This is a genomic window from Gardnerella vaginalis ATCC 14018 = JCM 11026, from assembly GCF_001042655.1.
GTDB lineage: Bacteria > Actinomycetota > Actinomycetes > Actinomycetales > Bifidobacteriaceae > Bifidobacterium > Bifidobacterium vaginale.
This window is the reverse complement of the sequence record NZ_AP012332.1, coordinates 1,203,921-1,224,324: the sequence shown is the minus strand read 5'-3', so window position 1 is coordinate 1,224,324 and position 20,404 is coordinate 1,203,921. Positions and strand designations below refer to the sequence as shown.

Here is a 20,404-nt window from a genome sequence, read left to right as displayed (position 1 = left end):
ATTATTCGTATTATTCGCGTTATCTGCCGAAAAGACCTGCGAGTCCGCCGCCCAAATTAGGCGGTAAATCAGGCATTTCGTCAGCAAAGTCGCCTTCGCCACTCATAAGATTTTGAAGATTTTCTGGCAAATTATTAGGCAAATCCTGCTTCTTCTTCATAAAAGCAGACTCGCCATTCGCGTCATCATTTGCACTATTTGCAGAAGAATTTCCAGACAAGCGTTCTCTAAGAGCGCGCTCCTCGGCCTCGCGACGCATAGGATTACCAGACTTTCCGCCCTTCTTCTTGCTCTTCTTGTCTTTACGCTTCGACTTTCCGCCAGGACCGCCAAACCCAGGCATTCCGCCCATTCCAGGCATTCCTGCGCCGCCGCCATTGCTCATGCGCTTCATCATTTTAGCTGCTTGCTCAAAGCGTTGCAAAAGCGCATTCACTGCAGAAACTGGAACGCCTGCGCCAGCTGCAATGCGCGCGCGCCTAGAACCATCAATAATCTTGGTGTCTTTGCGCTCTTTAGGCGTCATCGAACGAATAATCGCCTCTGTGCGGTCTATCTCGCGGTCGTCAAACTGCTCAAGTTCCTGTCTGTGCGCTGCCATTCCAGGCATCATACCAAGAATCTTCTTCATAGAACCAAGCTTTTTAACCTGCTGAAGCTGATCCAAAAAGTCGTCTAGTCCAAAAGTTCCTTCAGATATTTTAGCGGCAGCTTTTCGAGACTCTTCCTCGTCGAACTGCTTTTGCGCATTCTCAATAAGCGTTAGAATATCGCCCATGTCGAGGATTCTTGAAGCCATTCTATCTGGATGGAAAATCTCAAAATCCTTCAAACCTTCGCCAGTAGAGGCGAACAAAATCGGCTTTCCCGTAACGCTTGCAACAGATAATGCAGCGCCGCCTCGTGCATCGCCATCTAACTTAGAAAGCACAACACCCGTAAAGTCAACGCCCTCGTTAAAAGCTTGAGCCGTACGAACAGCGTCCTGACCAATCATGGCGTCTATAACAAACAGAATTTCTTGCGGATTAACAGCATCGCGAATTTCGCGCGCCTGCTGCATAAGAGCATCGTCCACGCCAAGGCGACCAGCGGTATCGATAATAACCGTGTCGTACATTTTTGCGCGCGCGTAGTCAATAGAATCTCGCGCAACTTTAACAGGGTCCCCAGTGGCTAAACCAGCCGAAACAACTTCGCTGCCGCCGTCACTTTGCACGCCTCGCTCTGGCGCAAAAATCGCCACACCTGCACGCTCTGCAACAACCTCAAGCTGCGTAACAGCGTTAGGACGTTGCAAATCCGCCGCAACAAGCAAAGGCGTATGACCCGAATCCTTAAGCCAGTAGCCCAACTTTCCAGCGAGCGTTGTTTTACCAGCGCCTTGCAAACCAGCAAGCATGATTACAGTTGGTGGATATTTTGCAAAATTCAGCGGTCTATCAACGCCTGAACCCAAAACGTTTGTAAGCTCGTCGTTTACAATTCGCACAACTTGCTGAGCAGGATTCAGTGCGCTAGAAACTTCCTCGCCTAGTGCGCGCTCGCGAATTTTAGCAGTAAACGATCGCACAACATCTAGAGCTACGTCTGCGTCTAAAAGCGCACGACGAATTTCACGAATCGTGCCGTCGATGTCTGCGTCGGATAATTTCCCTTTTCTGCGCAAGTGTTTGAATGCGCCAGAAAGTCTTTCTGTTAACGAACTAAATGCTGCCATAATTGCTCTATTCTACAGGTTGTTTGGAATGTTTTGTTGTATTGCTTTTTATCATGTTTACATTGCTTTTACTTAAGACAAATGCCACGATGACCCTTGTGCGCAATCTTCGATTACAACGCCAGCGGCGGTTAAAGAGTCGCGAATCGCGTCTGCGCGTGCAAAATCCTTAGCTGCGCGTGCAATAGCCCTTTGTTCAAGCTGATTTGCAATCAAAGATTCAAGAACCTTATGCTCCGCGCTTGCGCCATTATTCGCACCTAAATCTTGCGATTTTTGCGACAGATTGCGCCATTGTGGAGAATAAGGGTCTAGTCCAAGAGTGTCTAGCATTGCACGAACTTGCAAAACACAAGTCTTAATAAGGCTTTTAATGCCGTTGCTTTGATTTTCGTTTTGATTTTGCGCATAGTCATCCAAAAGCGCGTTACCAGAGCGAATCGCAGTAAAAATCGCAGCCAACGCGCCCGAAACGTTAATATCGTCGTTCATAGCTTTAGTAAAATCTTTTGGAAGATTATCTGCATCAACGCTTTGAACTTCCGCATAATCTGGCTGATTTTCGATTACGCGATTTGCGCGCTCGAGGAAGTTAGATATGCGATCATAAGCAGATTGTGCCTCGGTCAAAGATTGATCCGACCACTCAAGCATTGCGCGGTACTGCACGCCGCCTAGCGCGTATCGCACGACCCACGCGGATTTTTGAGCTAAAACAGATGGAACAGAAAGACCGTTTCCAAGGGATTTGCTCATTTTTTCGCCCTTAGATGTAACCCACGCGGAGTGCATCCACACGTTTGCACTCTTCCATCCAGCAGCGAGTGTTTGTGCCATCTCGTTTTCGTGGTGTGGGAAGCGCAAGTCTAGTCCGCCGCCGTGAATGTCGAAGGAATCGCCAAGATAGCGGTGGCTCATTGCTGAGCATTCAATGTGCCAACCTGGGCGTCCTGCTCCAAACGGCGTGTTCCAGCGCGCGTCTTTTTGGTCAAAATCGCAAGGTGCTTTCCAAAGTGCAAAATCGCGAGCATCATGCTTATCTGGGCTTGCGTCAGCAGGGTCAACTGGATTGTATTTGTCGGCTTTGCTGGATTTGTCGTCGCTATTGCTGCCGTCTGAATTACCATTTTGATGCGTTAGCGCGCCGTAATCTTGCCAACTTGGCACACTAAAATACACGTTTCCAGTAGGATTGCCATTCGCGTCTGTTATTGCGTATGCGTGTCCGCGATTAATCAAGCGCTGTATAAGCTCCACCATATCGTTTATGTGACCAGTCGCGCGCGGCTCCACAGTAGGCGGCATAACGCCAAGAGTGTTGTAAGCTTTAGTGAACTCGCGCTCGTAAATGTAGGCGCGCTGCCACCATGTTTGGCCATTTTCGCTAGCTTTTTTGATGATTTTATCGTCAATATCTGTAACATTTCTAACAAAAGTAACAGTGTAGCCAAGGCGCAAAAGCCATCGGCGAACAACATCGAAGGCGATTGCTGCGCGAATATGACCTATATGAGGTGAGCTTTGCACAGTTGCGCCACACACGTACATGCCAACGTGGCCAGGAGTAACTGTTGTAAACCCGCTAGTGTTGTGCGTTGCTGTGTTATATAGGCGCAATCGTGCCGCTGCTGCTGTAAGAGTTCTGTTCGTATTTTCAAGCATAATCTCAATTATATGTTTAGCTAATAACTCACGCGTTAAGCTCGAGGTTGTCGATTCGAGTATTTGTTGCGATTATGACTTATGCTTGTATAAACATGAGTCGCAATCAACAAAGCGCGATTTGTACGAAAGGGATGCAATGACGTTTTCAAATGATTCAAAGTATAGCGAAGATCCAAACGCTGCTAATTTGAACGCTGTTATGGAAGACGATTCACAAAGCCTCCCAGATTCTGGGTCTAGCACAAGCACGAGCGTACTTGAAAAGCCAGAGGTAGATGAATCAGCACGAATGGACGATGGCGGTGACGCAGACCGCTTTGCACACTACGTTTCCAAGGATCGCGTAATCGAATCGCGCTTGACTGGCCGCCCAGTTGTAGCACTGTGTGGAAAAGTATGGATTCCAAAGCGCGAAGCTAACGACTATCCTGTTTGCCCAGAGTGCAAAAAAATCTACGAAGAGATGAACAATCTGGGCTTTTAGCCTAAAACGTTGATTTCTGTAGGAATAGCAGGGTCGCCACGCATAAGACTTTGAGCAGAAATCGGAAGTCTGCTAAGTGCTCTAGCACAATAGTCCTGTGCTCGCATAATTGCGTCATGACCCATAAACTCCGTATTAAATTCGCCATTTTGCACGTAGTCAACTAGCAAATCTTCCCAAGAATCTTGCGGCTTAAAAGTCGCGAGGACACTCTCCGAGCCAGAAATTACATGCTCACAATCGGCTACGCCATTGCTAGCCACGCCGCCATTTGCACCGCCGCTAAAATCGTAGGAACGGTACGCAAGCTTACGCCCTGGAACAGTCGCCTTATTCTTAGACTTCTTAGCAACAGGTTGCATAACTCCATCCGCGCCCTCGCGCTCCGTAAGCTTATAAACCATTGCGCAAGTAGGCGCGCCCGAACCTGTAACAAGCATTGTTCCAATGCCGTAGGAATCAACTGGCGCATTTTGCAAAGATGCGAGCGCATACTCGTCCAAATCGTTCGTAACCGTGATTTTAGTATTTTTAGCACCCAACGCATCGAGCTGAGCGCGAACGCGACGAGCCATAACGCACAAATCGCCCGAATCAATGCGCACACCGCCAAGATCTGCACCAGCAACTTGCACGGCGGTTTTAACAGCCTCTTCTACGTTGTATGTGTCTACAAGCAACGTTGTTCCTTTTCCGAGTGCTGCAATTTGTGACTCAAAGGCATCGCGCTCCGAATCGTGCACAAGCGTAAAGCAATGCGCGGCCGTTCCAATCGCCTTAAGCCCGTAAAGCTTTGCCGCAAGCAGGTTTGCCGTGCCTTTAAAACCGCCGATTACCGCCGCGCGAGAAGCAGCCACAGCCGACCACTCGTTTGTGCGCCTGCCACCCATATCCATGCACGGCCTTCCAGCAGACGCGGAAACCATGCGTGCGGCGGCGCTCGCCACTGCGCAATCGTAGTTAAGCACGGAAAGTAGCAACGTTTCTAGCAACGTGCACTCGCCAAAAGTGCCTTCAACTTGCAAAATCGGCGAATCTGGGAAGAACATTTCGCCTTCTCTGTAACCGCGGATTTTGCCGCTAAAATGGTAGTTTTCTAGCCATTTAATGGTGTCTTTGCTTACAATTTTGCGGTCTTGCAAAAATCGCAAGTCATCGTCGCTAAAGTGGAATCGCGCTAGCTCCTCTAGGATTCTGCCTGTGCCTGCTACCACTCCGTAGCGGCGGCCTTGAGGAAGGTGCCTAGTAAAAATCTCAAAAACGCATTTGCGATTTGCTGTTCCGTCTTTTAGTGCTGCGTCGAGCATTGTGTACTCGTACATGTCTGTCATGAGTACGGAAGAGTTTGTGTAAGACTTTACTTCAGACTTTGCTTCGGACTTTGAGAAATCAAAAGAATCAAGCATTTTCAATCCTTTCTTGCGATTTTAGTAATCAAACTTAAAGCGCGTTCTTTACGACTTTTATAAGCGACTTTTACCTGCAGCCAATCATAGTCCTACGCCTATCTACTATTAGTGCGTGGGGATTCTCGATTTTTCGCCGCGCGAATCGACGACTTCGAGCTGCGTATTTTGCCCGTGTTTGTTTATCAAAACGTCAAATATGGGAACAAACGCGGGGAAAAAGAAACACAATCAGGAAAAATAGGCTTATGTCTAGCTTATGTCTAGCTCATGCCTGATTCGTGTCAGACTCGTGTCAGATTCGTGGTAATCTAAAAGCATGACTATAGCTGTTTGCCCAGGCTCCTACGATCCCGTTACAGCCGGACACTTAGACGTGATACAACGTTGTACGCATCTCTTTAAAGAAGTGCATGTTTTGGTAGCTGTTAACGCGGCAAAAACGCCAATGTTTTCCGAATCGGAGCGTGTGGATATTATTCGCAATGCTGTTAAAAACCTAAAAAATGATTTTCCAGTCGGGGAATTTGCTCCACCTTTATGCGGAGCAGCACAGTCGCCAGCGTGCAAAATAGTTGTTGCCTCAACAGATGGTCTTATCACAGATTATTGCAAAAAAGTCGGCGCAACCGTAATAGTTAAAGGATTGCGCCAAAATGGTGACTATGAGGCGGAGCTTGGAATGGCTCTGGTTAATCGCAAGCTTGCTGGGATAGAAACCATGTTCCTGCCTGCAGACCCTATTTTGGAACATGTTTCTAGCTCCGTTGTAAAAGATGTTGCTCGTCACGGCGGAGACGTTTCGGGAATGGTGCCAGATAATGTGGTTCCACTTTTACAGAACGTTTTTTCTAAAACAATTGCAATATCACAAAAATACGTACAATAAAGTCATAAAATTAAAATAATAAAATAAAATTATTAGGAGAAACAGAGAGCAGCTACTTAGCGAAGGAGAAAAAATGAGCGAAAACGAAGACGACACAATGGAAAGCCAAGTATCGGCAAATCGCAGCCAAAAGTTGCCATTAAATCCAGTGATTGCAAACAACGATGATTCGCCCAGTGCTGCTTTTGAAGCTTACGACGCAGTGCCTGCGGCAAATAAAACTAAGGATGATAGTGCTGGCGATTCTACGGTTGCTGGCGATTCTTCTGCTGATTCTGCGGCTGCTGGCGATAATGCGCAAAACTTGTTCCCAATGCCAGATTTGCGTGAACGCGAAGACGGTGGTGCAATAGAATTTGAAGATGAAAAAGAAAACGTGTTTAAAGCCGCTAATCCGCAAACAGTAAGCGAAGAAGTGCGAACAAAGTCGCGTGAAGAATTCACAACAGTTTACGACATAATCGACACAATGGAAACCACATTAAATGAAGCAAAAGGCGTGCTGTTTTCTGCTGGAATGGCAAAGATTGATCGCGAAGAATTCGGCGACTACTTATCTAGGTTAAAAGACATGCTACCAGTGCAACTTGAGCGCGCGAGTGCATTAATGCGAGAGGCAGAGAGGCGCTTGCGCACAGCTCAGGCTCAAGCAAATTCAATCGTAAGCTCTGCGCAAAGCCAGGCTGCTCAGATGATTGAAGAAGCACAAGAGAGAGCTAAATTCTTGGCTGGGCAAGAAAACGTGGTCGCCATTGCAAGAAATCAGGCGCAAGGAATCGTAAACGAGGCGCAGGCAAAGGCTGATAAACTCACGCGTGGTGCAGATCAGTACAGTGCTACGGTTATGGAAGGTTTAAAACAGCAGTTAGACAAGCTAGAGCAGGATGTTCAAGCAGGTCAGCGAGTTCTAGAAGAACGCAGGCGTGCGGCGGCGCATGTGCAAGACGAGATTAACAGACAAGTTAATGGAGAAGTTGTAAACGAAAGCGAAGAAAGGAACTAAAAATGGCATCGCATCCCTCCCAGTCTTTATGGGCGGTACCAGTTGCGCAAATGGCGGCACGAGCAGGAAGTAGCATGCAATTGCATCGCGTTTTCCCGGCGCCAGAAGGTATAGGAGACAGCGTTATTGGCGTGAAGCCAGGGAGCGATGTTACAGTAGACTGCAACTTTGATTCCGTAGTGGATGGGCTTATGTTCCAGGGTACGATTACAGCGCGCGTACACGCAGAGTGCTCTAGATGCCTGATGCCGTTGCATAGGGATTGGAGCGTCGATGTGTGCGCGTTCTTTGCACAGGTGGAAAGCAAGGGTGGTGCGCGTTCCAATAATTCCAAATTTAATAGATCTAATGGCGATAATGATGATTTAGAAGATGCTGATATTTGGGACGAGGGCGACGATTCTGGAAACGTGTATCCACTGGTTGGCGGAGGCGACTTTGCTGATATCGAGGCATTTATTAGGGACACAATGGTTAGCGAGCTGCCGCTTAAACCTTTGTGTGAGCCAGATTGCAAGGGCCTTTGCTCGCAATGTGGAGAAAACTTGAACGAGCATCCAGATCATCATCACGATATTACGGATATTCGTTTTGCGGCGCTTGAGGGACTTAAGCAAAAGCTTGAAAACTCGCAAAATCGCTGCTGATTTACACTAATTACGTAGTGCGCGACGACCTGCCATGTAGTGCGATTCTGAATAATGTATGGCGCTTGCTGTAATATACAGAACGCTTAAGCTCAATCGGTTGAACGAAATAGAGGAAAGATTATGGCACTGCCAAAGTACAAGACCTCGCGCGCTAATACTCATTCGCGTCGCGCCAATTGGAAGGCTTCTGCCGTGCAGACTATTACCTGCCCGAACTGCGGTTCGCCAGCGTTGTCTCACATGGCTTGCCCAACCTGCGGTAACTTCCGCGGTCGCGTGTATCGCGAAGCAATTCGCTCTGCGCACACCAAGTAGGTTGTATTTTAAAAGAACCCTGCCATCGACGGGTGGCAGGGTTCTTGTGTTTTTGCACGCTTTTATTGAGCTTGAAATTGCATGAGGTTGTAAATCAACGACTTCAACGCATGCGCTATAATGTTGAAAATATGAGTGGGAACAATACAAAAGATCAGCATGACATTCAAGATGATGTAAAAAATGACGTTCAAAATCGCAATTATCAGAACCCAAATCATCCAGAAAATGCTAGAACTAGCAGCATAGGTGTTACGCGTTCTAAAGACGGACATACTCATGATGGTGACCCTACTCAGGAGCTTTTACGCGCGCTCGGTACTACGATTTCGCCAGATTTACTTGTTGAGGCGCTCACTCATCGCTCGTTTTCGCACGAGCATCCAGGCACTAAAAACTACGAGCGTCTAGAGTTTTTGGGAGACGCTGTTTTGGAGCTTGTTTCTACAGAAACGCTGTTTTCTGCTCACCCAGATATGACGGAAGGTCAGTTGGCTAAGCTTCGCGCTAAGGCTGTTTCGGAGTGGGCTTTGAGCGCGGTTGCGCGAGATAAGTTGCACGTTGGACCGTATATTCTTTTGGGTCATGGCGAGATGGAGCATGGCGGCGCTCAAAAAGACTCGATTTTGTGCGATATTGTTGAGGCGCTTATTGGCGCGACTTTTGTTGAGCATGGCATTGACGAGGCGCGCGCTGTAGTGCATCGTTTGATTGACGACACTTTGGCGGAGGTTCTTACAGAAGGTCCTGCTCTGGATTGGAAGACTTCGCTTACGGTTTTGGCGCACGAGATGGGGCTTGACGAGCCGCAATATAGGATGTCGGTTTCTGGCCCAGATTATGCGCCCGTGTTCCATGCGCGCGCGGTTTTGGCACACGAAAGCGGCGACGAGCTGTTGGGTGAGGCGGATGGCTCTAGCAAGCGCAAGGCTCAGCTTGCTGCTGCAGATAAAGCTTGGCACGTGTTGGATAGAAGGCGTAAGTCTAGCGGAGAAAGCGGTAATTAGAGCTTTCTGATTGCTGTGATATAGGCGATTTGAGGCGGTTCTATGGCTAGCAGTCGTAATAATAATGATTTATTATTTGACGATGGTTTGGTATCGTCAACGGAAGCTTCCGACTTATCCGATCGGTATATTGATTATTTGCGTTCAAATAAAGGCCTTGGAAGTCGCACTCTTCGCGCATATAGGGTAGATGTTTTGCAATGCCTTGAATGGTGTGGTGTAAACGATCTTTCTGATTTAAATTCTGTGTCTACAAGCGTTCTGCGTCAATGGATGTATTGGCTTAATAAGAATCACGCGCGCTCTAGTTTGGCTCGCAAAGTAGTGGCTGTGCGCGGCTTTTTTGCATGGACTACACACGTTGGTTTGATTAGCGCAAATCCTGCGCAAATTCTTAATACACCTAAAATTGTTAATGAGCTTCCTACGGTTTTAGACGAGGCGCAAGCGGAAAAGTTATTGGATTGTGCTGAGGATCGTTCTGAAGATTATGCTGTGGATAAGTCGCCAGCAACCGAGCATCAAGAAAATACACCACTAAAGTCGCAAATAAAAATGCGAATAAAATCTAAAATAAAATCTCAAACAAAAACGAAACAAGAGTATGTAATCGCACTCAGAAATGCTGCGATTTTAGAGCTTTTATATGCCACGGGCATGCGTGTGGGGGAGCTTACGGGTCTTAATGTGCAAGATATGGATTTTGAAAATCACACTGTAAAAGTTACAGGTAAGGGAAACAAGCAGCGTGTAGTACCATTCGGTGTTCCTGCTGCGAAAGCGTGTAAAAAGTGGCTTGACTGTGGGAGAAGTGCGCTGCAAGAAAAATCTGCCGCAAGCTCGCAAGCGTTGTTTTTGGGCGTGCGAGCAAAGCGCATTGACCAGCGCATTGTTAGGAGCATTGTTCACGAGGCTGCAGCTGCTGCAAACGTGCCAGACGTTGCGCCGCACGCGCTTCGTCACAGTGCTGCAACGCATATGCTCAACGGGGGAGCGGACCTTCGCGAGGTTCAGGAGCTTTTGGGGCATTCGTCGCTTAACACAACGCAGCGCTACACGCACGTTTCTATTCAGGCTCTTAAACAGCGTTACTCGCAAGCCTTCCCGCGTGCGTAGATTTTGCGATCATCTATCATAATGTGAACCGCACTGAACTATTCTCATTATGTTTCCATCGATTCGGTAAACTATTCTGTTACAGTCATCAATCCGTCTACTCCAGTATCCAGAAAAATCACCTTTCAGAGGTTCTGGTTTACCTATGCCGTTATATCCGTTGCGATCAATATCTTTAAGAAGCTGAAGGATCCTCTTAAGAGTTTTCTTATCTTGCTTAGACCAGTACTCAAAGTCTTCCCACGCTTCATCTGTCCAGGCTTTAATCATCGAGCGGAACCTCGTGTATAGTGCCGCCTGTTTCTTCCATGTGTGCTATGGATTTTTTAAGACGACTTATATTCTCCGGATTGTAAAACGGATCTGCTGAAACTTCGAATGGTATTCTGTGTTCTCTTCCAACTTTCTTAGCAAATATTGTGAATGCTGCACTCATTGAAAGCCCTAGTTCTCGGCAAACATTTTCCATAAGTCGTTTATCGTCTGCATTTAGCTTGAAATTAATGTTCACTGTATTTGTTGTCATCTAAATTACCACCTTTCTAAATAAGATTTTAATAAAAATGCAATAAAAAATAAAGTATTTTTCTTTATTTTCATTTATACAGACAAGGTTTATACAGAGAATACAAAGATGTGATTTGAGTCACGTTTGGTGGCAAAATGGTGGCAAAATCGCGCAAAGTCAAAAATCTCGGAGCGTGCGTTGCGTGGCTAAATGTATAATCGATTTATAAGCTTGATAGGAGGGTAAAACAGTGGTTGATGATTCAAATAAGCCTGAATCAAGCGCATCATTGAACGAGAATGCAGCGAATCAAAACGGGTCTAGTACTGAAGAGTCTAATTCTGCAGAATCCAGTATTTCAGAATCCAGCGCGGCAGACGTTGAAATGAGCCAGTACGTGGCAGATCGCGCTCGCGTAAACGAAGATAAAATTCGCCAAGACGAGCAGATTGTTGCTGAATTTGGCGAGTACAATTACGGCTGGCATGATTCGGATGCGGCAGGCGAAGCTGCAAAGAAGGGCATTGACGAGTCGGTTGTTCGCGCAATTTCCGCCGACAAACACGAGCCAGAGTGGATGCTAAACCTTCGTTTGCAAGGCTACCGCGCGTTTTTGCAAAAGCCGATGCCTGATTGGGGAGTGGATTTAAGCGGTTTTGACGCAGACGATTTTAAATACTACGTGCGCCCAGTTCACGATCAAGCGAAAACTTGGGATGATTTGCCAGAAGACATTCGCAAAACTTACGATAGGCTTGGCATTCCAGAAGCGGAGAAAAAGCGTTTAGTTTCGGGCGTTGCGGCACAGTATGAGTCGGAAGTTATTTACAATTCGATTCGCGAGGATTTAGCATCTCAAGGCGTGATTTTTGTTGATACGGATACAGCAGTTCAAAAGTATCCAGAGCTTGTAAAAAAGTATTTTGCAACTGTGATTCCAGTTGACGACAACAAGTTTGCGGCTCTTAACACAGCGGCTTGGAGTGGCGGATCGTTTGTGTACGTGCCAAAAGGAGTGCACGTAGATATTCCGCTTCAAGCTTACTTCCGCATTAACACGCCGAACATGGGGCAGTTTGAGCGCACGTTGATTATTGCAGACGAAGGATCGTACGTGCATTACGTTGAAGGTTGCACAGCTCCAATCTATTCCACGGACTCACTCCATGCTGCAAACGTTGAGATTGTTGTAGAAAAGCATGCGCGCGTGCGCTACACAACCGTGCAAAATTGGTCAAATAACGTATACAACTTGGTAACTCAGCGAGCTTACGTGCGCGAAGGCGGCACAATGGAGTGGGTTGATGGAAACATTGGCTCCAAGGCTACTATGAAGTATCCTGCATGCATTCTTGCTGAGCCGTACGCAAAAGCAGAAACCATGTCTTTGAGCTTTGCGGGCCGCGGTCAGTACCAAGATACGGGTGCGAAGATGATTCATTTGGCTCCGCACACGAGTTCTACGATTGTTGCTAAGTCGATTTCGCGCGGCGGAGGTCGCTCGGCTTACCGCGGTATTGTGAAGATTGTTAAGGGCGCTAGCGGCTCTAGCTCTTCAGTTGTGTGCGACGCGTTGCTTGTTGACGATTTTTCAAGGTCCGACACTTATCCGCATGTTGACGTGCGCGAAGATAGCGTTTCGATGGCTCACGAGGCCACTGTTTCTAAGGTTTCTGAGGATCAGCTTTTCTATTTGATGAGCCGTGGGCTGGAAGAAAAAGAGGCTATGGGCATGATTGTGCGCGGCTTTGTGGAGCCGATTAGTCGCCAGCTGCCGATGGAGTATGCTCTGGAGCTTAATCGTCTTGTGGAATTGCAAATGGAAGGATCCGTGGGGTGATGAGCGAAGATCTGAAAAAGAATTTAGGCAATAAAATGACGGAAAAAGAAATTAATATTCCTGTAGCAGACCCTAATGATCCTTACGCGGTTCCTGCTGCAATGCCTTCTAGTGCAGATAAATCCGTGCGCTCTTTTAACGTGCAAGACTTTACGATTCCAACTAGGAAGCAGGAAGATTGGCGATACACTCCAGTTGAGCGAATTTCCGAGTTTTTTGATAGTTTTAAGCCGTCTAACAACGTTGCTGTGGAGCTAAAAGGTGTTGATGGCGATTCGCATGTAACGATGCAAATTTTGCCTAAAAACGAGGCTCCGCATACAGAGATGAAGCCTTCGGATCGCGTGGCTGCTGTTGCGTGGAATTCTGCAAAGTCGGCGTACGTTTTGCATGTTTGTGGCGAAGTTACAAAGCCAATAATATTGCAAATTCACGGAAACAACTTGCAATCGCTAGACGCTGCGAAATCACTCGACGCATTGCACTTAGTGATTGAAGCCGATTCTTACACAAACGCGGATATTATCGTAGAACACACAGGAGTTGCAAAGCTTGCTGAAGGCGTAGAAATCATTCTTGGAGATAACGCGCATGTTTCTACAACGTTCATTCAAGAGTGGGATTCAGGCAGCAAACACGTTGGAAATCATAGGATTCACGTTGGGCAGGGTGCGTCTCTTCGTCACACAATGGTCACGCTTGGCGGAGACGTTGTGCGAATCCGCATGGATCAGGATTTTGGTGGCGAAAAGGGCGATTTAAACATGCTTGGCATGTATTTTGTGGATCCAGGCGAGCATGTTGAGCATCGTACGATGGTTGTGCACAATCACCCAGAATGCAAGTCGCGAGTAGTGTATAAGGGCGCGCTTTACGGCAAGGGAGCGCATTCTACATGGGTTGGAAACGCGCTTATTAAGCCAGAAGCTCCAGGCACGGATTCGTACGAGTTGAACAGAAACCTGGTGCTAACTCCTGGCGCGATTGCCGATTCGGAGCCAAATCTAGAAATTGAAAATGGAAATATTATTGGCGCAGGTCATGCAAGTTCTGTCGGCAGATTCGACGACGAGGAGCTGTTTTACTTGCAATCTCGCGGCGTGAGCGAAGCGGATGCGAGAAAGCTTGTTGTGCGCGGATTCTTTAACGAGCTTATTGATGAGATTGGCGTGCCGCAAATCGTAGATCATTTGATGGCTGCGATTGAGAGGCGTTTAGCTAAGACGGAAGAATCGCAAGCAGCCGCAGAATCTGTAAATGCGGAAAATCGCCAGCAACCGAAGAATAGGAGATAAACATGTCAACTTTAGAAATCAAGGATTTGTACGCGTCTGTAGAAACAAAGGAGGGGCGCAAGCAAATCTTAAAGGGCGTAAATCTTACAGTTAATTCTGGCGAAACGCACGCGATTATGGGTCCGAATGGCTCTGGAAAATCTACTCTCGCATACACTTTGGCAGGTCACCCAAAGTACGAAGTGGATTCGGGTCAGGTGCTTCTAGACGGCGAAGATATTTTGAAGATGACTCCAGACGAGCGCGCAAAAGCTGGGCTGTTTCTTGCGATGCAATACCCGGTAGAGGTACCTGGTGTTTCGATGACGAACTTTTTGCGCACAGCAAAAACAGAAGTGAGCGGCGAAGCTCCGACTTTGCGCGCGTGGGTTAAAGAGCTTAACGAAGCAATGAAGCGCTTAAGAATGGACCCAAAGTTTGCATCTCGTTCTGTAAACGAGGGATTTTCGGGCGGCGAGAAAAAGCGCGCGGAAGTTTTGCAACTAGAGATTTTAAAGCCAAAGTTTGCGATTTTAGACGAGACGGATTCTGGTCTAGACGTGGATGCTTTGCGAATTGTTTCGGAAGGCGTAAATCGCGCCAAAGAAAGCACTGGTTTGGGAATTATGATGGTTACGCATTACACGCGAATCCTAAAGTACATTAAGCCAGATATTGTTCACGTTTTTGCGCAAGGTCACTTTGTAAAGACGGCAGGACCGGAGCTTGCAGACGAGTTGGAAGAAGAAGGATACGACAAGTATTTGCCAGAAGGTGCCAGCGAATCTGCGATTGCGTGAATCTGCGATTGCATAAGCGGCGTGTCTAAAGCCGCGAGTAAACTCGTCTAGGTTTGGCTAAATAAAACGGAAGAGGTTTGTAATGACTGTTCGCGGTGATATTAGAAATGTGGCAATCGTAGCGCACGTTGATCATGGTAAAACAACGCTCGTAAATGCCATGCTTCAGCAGTCGCACGTATTCTCTGAGCGAGAAGAAGTGCCAGACCGCGTAATGGACTCCAACGACCTTGAGCGCGAAAAAGGCATCACCATTCTTGCCAAGAACACTGCTGTGCAATACACTGGCCCGCTCGCAGAAAAGTACGGTCACCCAGAGGGAATTACAATCAACGTAATCGATACCCCAGGTCACGCCGACTTTGGTGGCGAAGTAGAGCGCGGCATCTCCATGGTTGATGGCGTTGTGCTGCTTGTTGACGCTTCCGAAGGCCCACTTCCACAAACTCGATTCGTTCTACGCAAGGCTCTTGAGGCAAAGTTGCCAGTGATTTTGTGCGTTAACAAAACGGATCGTCCAGATGCGCGTATTGACGAGGTTGTGAGCGAAGCGACAGATTTGCTTCTCGGTCTTGCACAAGACGTTGTTGAAGAAGGAATCGACCTAGATATTGATTCGCTTCTTGATTTGCCTGTTATTTATTGCGCTGCAAAAGCTGGCTATGCATCCTTGAATCAGCCAGAAAACGGCGGTTTGCCAGACAATGATAATTTGGAGCCGCTTTTTGACTCTATTATCTCCAACATTCCAGCACCAGAGTACGAGGAAGGCGCACCTCTTCAGGCTCACGTTGCAAACATCGATTCTTCCGACTTCCTTGGTCGCCTCGGCTTAGTGCGAATCTACAATGGCACTTTGGAAAAGGGTAAGACTTACGGGCTTTCTCGTGTAGACGGCTCTATTGAAAACTTCCGCGTTTCCGAGCTTTTGCGCACGCAAGGCTTGGAGCGCACTCCTGTTGCATCTGCAGGTCCTGGAGATATTGTTGCAGTTGCAGGCGTTAATGACATTATGATTGGCGAGACGATTGTAGATCAGAACGATCCAAAGCCTCTTCCATTGATTCACGTTGACGACCCAGCTATCTCCATGACTTTCGGCATTAACGATTCGCCGCTTGCTGGCACAGAAGGTAAGGATCACAAGCTTACAGCGCGCATGATTAAAGATAGGCTTGATCGCGAGCTTATTGGTAACGTGTCTATTAAGGTTCTTCCAACAGACCGCCCAGATGCTTGGGAAGTTCAGGGTCGTGGCGAGTTGGCGTTGGCAGTTTTGGCGGAGCAAATGCGTCGCGAAGGCTACGAGCTTACAGTTGGTCGTCCTCAAGTTGTTACTAAGACGATTGACGGCCAAATTAACGAGCCTATGGAAAACACTACGATTGATGTTCCAGAAGAATACATGGGTACTGTTACGCAGCTTATGGCGGATCGCAAGGGTCGCATGGATTCTATGAGCAATCACGGATCTGGCTGGATTCGCTTGCAATTTACTGTTCCTTCGCGTGGTCTTATTGGCTTCCGCACAGCTCTTCTTTCTGCAACTCGCGGAACGGGAATCGCAAGCTCTATTTCTGCAGGCTATGCTCCATGGGCTGGTCAGATTGTAACTCGTCAAAACGGTTCCATGGTTTGCGATCGTAAGGGTGTTGCAACGCCTTATGCTATGCAGCGTTTGCAGGCGCGTGGCGTGTTCTTTGTGGATCCGCAAAGCCCTGTGTACGAAGGTCAAATCGTTGGTATTAACAATAAGCCAGACGAGTTGGACGTTAACATTACGCTTGCTAAGCATATGACTAACATGCGTTCTTCTACAGCAGATGTTCTTGAGACTTTGACGCCACCAATTAAGATGAGCTTGGAAGAGTCGCTTGACTTTGCTAACGAAGATGAGTGCGTGGAAGTTACGCCTGAGTCGATTCGCGTGCGCAAGATCATTTTGAGCCGTGATGAATGGTATAAGTGGCGCGCTAAGCAGCGTCGTCAAAATAATGCTGCGTGATTCCTTAAAATGATGTTTAACATAAAGTCGCATTCCGTGCTATTTGCTAGCAAGTGTGCGGCTTTATGCGTTTTGGCGGCATTTTGCGCGGTTTTGGGCACTTTTGCGCATCGAATGGGCGCTATGTACAACTTTCCGTACGGTCTTGTAATCGCGCTTTTGCTTGTTACTTTGAGCGCGTGTTTTGCTCGCATGCTTTGTGGCATGTTTGGCTTTATTTTGCACGCAATTGTGTGCTGTTCGGTTGTGTGGATGATTGCGCTTGGATGGTTTAGGATTTTTGGCGCGTTTCGAGGCGTGCTTGTTGCAGTTGGTTTTGGCGCGGATAATCTTCCGTGGATTGCGCAAAATGCTGGATATTTTTGGCTTTATGGCATTATTATTGTTCACGTAGTTTTGCTTTTTATCCCTAATAAATTCTTTGTTATCTCTGATGCTAAATAAGCGGTGCTAAATAAGTGTAAGTTAGTTTATAGGTGAATTTTTATAGGTGAATTTGCTGCATGTTTGTGCAAAAATAGCATTATGCAGTAGTCTTACTTACAGTCTTAGAGTAGTTTTGAGGAATAGTCATGAATAGCAATATAGTCATGAATAGTAATAAGAACAGAAGTAGTGCCCGCAAATTATGTTATTTAGGACCAGAAGGTTCTTTTACTCATCAAGCTGCTTTAAAAGTTAAAGAACAATGTAAATCGTTAGGTGCTTTGCGTCTTATTCCAACTGCGTGTGAGAATATTCGTAATATCGCTAGCAAAATTGAAGATTGTCACGATTTGGGTATTATTGCGTGGGAAAACAATATTGAAGGCGTAGTAATACCTAATTTAGATCTATTAATTGATGCAAAAAATATGGTTGGCATTGCTCGCTTGGGCGTTGATATAAGTTTTGACGCTGTTGTTTGCCAGTCGGATTCAATCGATAACTGTTCGACTATTGTTGCTCACCCTCACGCGTTGGCACAATGCCGTAAGTTTGCTCAAAAGCATGGATTGAAAGAAAAAACTGCGTCTTCAAACGCTGCTGCTTGTAGGGATTTAGTTAATGGCGAAGTTGCTTTGTGCCCTAAAATTTGTGCTGATTTATACAATAGGCGGATTGTGAGTGAAGCTGTTGAAGATTTTTCTGGCGCGCGCACTGAGTTTTTAGTGTTAGCTCCTAGAGATGAGGCTTTCAATTTTGTTAGTATGCATCGCGAATGCTATTCATCTTTTTCTTCGATTATTGCTTTTATTCCGCGTTGTACAGGTGCTGGAGTGCTAGCAAATTTGCTTGACGTTGTGCGCGATCATGGTCTTAATATGACTTCTTTTATGTCTAGGCCGATTAAAGGTCAAGATGGTTTATATAGTTTTATTGCCACTGTTGATGCTGCTCCTTGGGATTCTACGTGCAAAGCTATGATTCAAGAGGTTGTTGAACATGGTGATTGGGTGCGAGTTTTAGCAGTGTATCCTTCTGATAATAGAGATAATCCGGTTATGAATGATTGGATGCTGCCTAATGGCGGAGTGTGTATTGATGCTCCAGGCAATGCTCTAGTTGATGCTTTGAGCGCTTTGAACACAATGCGTGCAGAAAGAGAATTATTATGGTAGAAGATGCTGGATTTTCTAAAAAATTTTCTGTTGGTATTGTTGGACTTGGACTTATTGGCGGATCAATCGCAAAGCGTTTGGCTGCGACTGGCTCCTGCAAAGTGTACGCGTATAATCGCCATCAAACAATGTATAAAGAGGCGAGGGCGCTTGGAATCACTTGCGTTGAAAGCGTTGCGGAGCTTGCGCGCATGCAGCCAAATGTTTTGATTTTATGCAATTCGCTTGCCTCTATGCCAGAAGTTCTTGGCGAGATTTCGCGCGGAATCAACAAGCAGCACACAACTTTGACGGATGTTGGTAGCGTTAAGGGGCTTGTGCGCGAGCAGGTTAAGGCCGCGGGGCTTGGCGATTGCTACATTGGCGCGCATCCTATGGCTGGCAGCGAGTTTACGGGTTGGCAGGCGTCGAGCGCGCAGCTGCTGGACGGCGCGCTTTGGGCAGTTAGCGTTGATGAGAATAGTGATTTTTGGCGGTTTTTGGCGGTTTTGCGCGTTATTGTGTCGTTGTGTGGCAATCGCGCGCTTGTGTTGAACGATTCTATACACGACGCTTCGGCGGCGCTGATTTCGCACATGCCGCACGTTGTTTCTACAGCGCTGGCGAACGTTTTGTGCGGAAGCGAAAATCGCAATGTTGCGTTGCAAATGTCGGCTGGTTCTTGGCGAGATATGACGCGAGTGGCGCTTACGGATCCAGATCGCACGCGTGCAATGGTTGCGGAAAATCGGCGAAATGTTGCGGATTTGCTTGGGAGTGTGATTGAGGAGTTGAGTTTTGCGAAGAAGATGCTTGAGAGGAGCGATGGCGATTCGGCGGTTGCTAGCGATGAGCGCGCGTTTTTTGCTAAGGCTGATTCTTGGCGCGAATACAAGTATAAGGAGCGCGCGGTTGCTTGCGATGAGTTGGCTGGCGATTTGCGCGAGCTTCGATTTGCGCTTGATTGTGCAGGTGATTGGCAAAGTCAGCTGATTCAAAGCGCGCAAAGCGGCGAGCAGATTGTTGGCGTGGCGTTTAGCGATTCTGCGGTTGCTTGCGCATTACGCAACTCGAAGTGGTAGATTCGAGCGGCATATAATTGACATATGACCGAATCGCAGCAATCGCCATTTTCCCCAAAAATCCAGCAGTTTCTAAATCACATAAGCGTGGAGCGCGGGCTTTCTCCAAAAACCGTTGAATCTTACGAGTCGGATCTTACAAAATACACGAACTGGCTGCGCGAAGCCCGAAAAATCAACGATGTTAATGAAATCACGCAACTAGACATCGAAGAATACGTGCGCGCAATGTCATCACAAGCAATGTCATCGCAAAACTTAGGACCTCGCACGATTGCGCGGCGAATCGCAAGCATCCACGAGTGGAACAAATTCATGCTTTCCAACGCGCAAATCGCAAGCGACCCTTCTGCAGAAGTCAAAGCGCCAAAGCAAGCGGAGCATCTTCCAGACGTGCTCAGCATTAGCGAAGTGGAGCGCGTAATCGATGCTGCTGGCGGATTTGGTAGCACGGATGCCGTCTCGCTTCGAGACCGTGCGCTTGTGGAATTTTTGTACGCGACTGGCGCGCGCGTGAGCGAGGCGGTTGGACTAAAATTCGAGGATATTGATTTGACGGAATCAGTTGTGCGGCTTAGTGGCAAGGGTCAAAAGCAGAGGCTTGTGCCGATTGGAAAGTGCGCGGTACGCGCGTTGCGCGATTATTTAGCTAACGCAAGACCTATTCTTGCAAGTCGCGCGCAAAAGTCGCCAGCAACCGCAAAGTCGCGACTCAAGTCACCCTTAAACTCATCGTCAAAATCTGCTAATACTCACGTGATTTTCCTCAACAAACGTGGCAAATCGCTATCTCGTCAATCCGCGTGGGAGGCGATTTCGCGTGCTGGCAAAATGGCTAAAATTGGCAAAGAATTGCATCCGCACACGCTTCGACATTCATTTGCAACGCATTTGATTTCGGGCGGAGCCGATGTGCGCACTGTGCAGGAGCTGCTTGGTCATGCGTCCGTTACAACAACGCAAATTTATACGCATATAAGCCCAGATGCGCTTATGGAGGCGTATGTTATGAGTCATCCGCGCGCGAGATAGATACACAACGACGCATCGATTCACTGAA

20 protein-coding genes are annotated in these 20,404 nt (G+C 47.3%); 15 read left to right on the top strand and 5 right to left on the bottom strand.

From position 1 onward, the window contains the following. Positions 1-19 precede the first annotated feature (19 nt). Positions 20-1,720 carry a signal recognition particle protein gene (gene ffh / locus GAVG_RS04790; RefSeq protein ID WP_004117337.1) on the bottom strand — a complete coding sequence of 567 codons (1,701 nt, stop codon included), beginning with the start codon at positions 1,718-1,720 and terminating at the stop codon, positions 20-22. Between the two features lie 72 nt (positions 1,721-1,792). Beyond that, the gene (cysS, locus tag GAVG_RS04785) at positions 1,793-3,382 is read right to left on the bottom strand and encodes a cysteine--tRNA ligase (protein WP_009994866.1); all 1,590 of its coding nucleotides are present in this window, start codon (positions 3,380-3,382) and stop codon (positions 1,793-1,795) included. 139 nt (positions 3,383-3,521) lie between these two features. On the opposite strand from cysS, the gene GAVG_RS07445 reads away from it, so the two are divergent. Further along, the gene (locus tag GAVG_RS07445; protein ID WP_004113460.1) at positions 3,522-3,869 is read left to right on the top strand and encodes a DUF3039 domain-containing protein; all 348 of its coding nucleotides are present in this window, start codon (positions 3,522-3,524) and stop codon (positions 3,867-3,869) included. Here the strand turns inward: GAVG_RS07445 and GAVG_RS04775 are convergent. Then, positions 3,866-5,275: a nicotinate phosphoribosyltransferase gene (locus GAVG_RS04775; RefSeq protein ID WP_009994867.1), complete on the bottom strand. Its 1,410-nt coding sequence runs from the start codon at positions 5,273-5,275 to the stop codon at positions 3,866-3,868. The two genes, GAVG_RS07445 and GAVG_RS04775, sit on opposite strands and share 4 nt — an antisense overlap. 319 nt (positions 5,276-5,594) lie before the next feature. On the opposite strand from GAVG_RS04775, the gene coaD reads away from it, so the two are divergent. The 6 genes from coaD to GAVG_RS04745 all read left to right on the top strand — a co-directional run bounded on the left by coaD (position 5,595) and on the right by GAVG_RS04745 (position 10,255). Continuing rightward, entirely contained in the window at positions 5,595-6,164 is a 570-nt protein-coding gene (gene coaD / locus GAVG_RS04770) for a pantetheine-phosphate adenylyltransferase (RefSeq protein WP_014554409.1), read from the top strand. Positions 6,165-6,237: 73 nt separating this feature from the next. Continuing rightward, positions 6,238-7,167: an SPFH domain-containing protein gene (locus GAVG_RS04765; protein ID WP_009994869.1), complete on the top strand. Its 930-nt coding sequence runs from the start codon at positions 6,238-6,240 to the stop codon at positions 7,165-7,167. Positions 7,168-7,169: 2 nt separating this feature from the next. Continuing rightward, positions 7,170-7,814: a YceD family protein gene (locus GAVG_RS04760; protein WP_009994870.1), complete on the top strand. Its 645-nt coding sequence runs from the start codon at positions 7,170-7,172 to the stop codon at positions 7,812-7,814. A gap of 123 nt (positions 7,815-7,937) precedes the next feature. Next, positions 7,938-8,132: a 50S ribosomal protein L32 gene (gene rpmF / locus GAVG_RS04755; RefSeq protein ID WP_004113441.1), complete on the top strand. Its 195-nt coding sequence runs from the start codon at positions 7,938-7,940 to the stop codon at positions 8,130-8,132. Positions 8,133-8,242: 110 nt separating this feature from the next. Then, on the top strand, positions 8,243-9,139 hold the full coding sequence (gene rnc / locus GAVG_RS04750; protein ID WP_004117354.1) for a ribonuclease III: 897 nt from the start codon (positions 8,243-8,245) through the stop codon (positions 9,137-9,139). A 42-nt stretch (positions 9,140-9,181) separates the two neighbouring features. Further along, positions 9,182-10,255 carry a tyrosine recombinase XerC gene (locus GAVG_RS04745; protein WP_009994874.1) on the top strand — a complete coding sequence of 358 codons (1,074 nt, stop codon included), beginning with the start codon at positions 9,182-9,184 and terminating at the stop codon, positions 10,253-10,255. Positions 10,256-10,264: 9 nt separating this feature from the next. Here GAVG_RS04745 and GAVG_RS04740 read toward each other — a convergent pair whose 3' ends face one another. Further along, positions 10,265-10,525, bottom strand: a complete 261-nt coding sequence (locus GAVG_RS04740) for a Txe/YoeB family addiction module toxin (protein ID WP_004113436.1) — start codon at positions 10,523-10,525, stop codon at positions 10,265-10,267. Next, positions 10,518-10,781, bottom strand: a complete 264-nt coding sequence (locus GAVG_RS04735; protein WP_004113434.1) for a type II toxin-antitoxin system RelB/DinJ family antitoxin — start codon at positions 10,779-10,781, stop codon at positions 10,518-10,520. Before GAVG_RS04735 ends, GAVG_RS04740 begins: the two co-directional genes overlap by 8 nt. A gap of 232 nt (positions 10,782-11,013) precedes the next feature. Between GAVG_RS04735 and sufB the strand changes: the two genes are divergently transcribed. The 8 genes from sufB to GAVG_RS04695 all read left to right on the top strand — a co-directional run bounded on the left by sufB (position 11,014) and on the right by GAVG_RS04695 (position 20,376). Then, positions 11,014-12,603 carry a Fe-S cluster assembly protein SufB gene (sufB, locus tag GAVG_RS04730; RefSeq protein ID WP_009994877.1) on the top strand — a complete coding sequence of 530 codons (1,590 nt, stop codon included), beginning with the start codon at positions 11,014-11,016 and terminating at the stop codon, positions 12,601-12,603. Continuing rightward, positions 12,603-13,898: a Fe-S cluster assembly protein SufD gene (gene sufD / locus GAVG_RS04725; protein ID WP_009994879.1), complete on the top strand. Its 1,296-nt coding sequence runs from the start codon at positions 12,603-12,605 to the stop codon at positions 13,896-13,898. The genes sufB and sufD overlap by 1 nt, the downstream gene beginning before the upstream one ends. Before the next feature lie 2 nt (positions 13,899-13,900). Next, positions 13,901-14,677, top strand: a complete 777-nt coding sequence (gene sufC, locus GAVG_RS04720; RefSeq protein WP_004113429.1) for a Fe-S cluster assembly ATPase SufC — start codon at positions 13,901-13,903, stop codon at positions 14,675-14,677. Between the two features lie 82 nt (positions 14,678-14,759). Next, positions 14,760-16,682 carry a translational GTPase TypA gene (typA, locus tag GAVG_RS04715; RefSeq protein WP_004114597.1) on the top strand — a complete coding sequence of 641 codons (1,923 nt, stop codon included), beginning with the start codon at positions 14,760-14,762 and terminating at the stop codon, positions 16,680-16,682. Between the two features lie 9 nt (positions 16,683-16,691). Next, entirely contained in the window at positions 16,692-17,126 is a 435-nt protein-coding gene (locus tag GAVG_RS04710) for a hypothetical protein (protein ID WP_004574855.1), read from the top strand. Between the two features lie 128 nt (positions 17,127-17,254). Continuing rightward, positions 17,255-18,283: a prephenate dehydratase gene (locus GAVG_RS04705; RefSeq protein ID WP_009994882.1), complete on the top strand. Its 1,029-nt coding sequence runs from the start codon at positions 17,255-17,257 to the stop codon at positions 18,281-18,283. After that, the gene (locus GAVG_RS04700) at positions 18,277-19,344 is read left to right on the top strand and encodes a prephenate dehydrogenase (protein ID WP_009994884.1); all 1,068 of its coding nucleotides are present in this window, start codon (positions 18,277-18,279) and stop codon (positions 19,342-19,344) included. Before GAVG_RS04705 ends, GAVG_RS04700 begins: the two co-directional genes overlap by 7 nt. 24 nt (positions 19,345-19,368) lie before the next feature. Continuing rightward, the gene (locus GAVG_RS04695) at positions 19,369-20,376 is read left to right on the top strand and encodes a site-specific tyrosine recombinase (protein ID WP_009994886.1); all 1,008 of its coding nucleotides are present in this window, start codon (positions 19,369-19,371) and stop codon (positions 20,374-20,376) included. Positions 20,377-20,404: the final 28 nt, after the last annotated feature.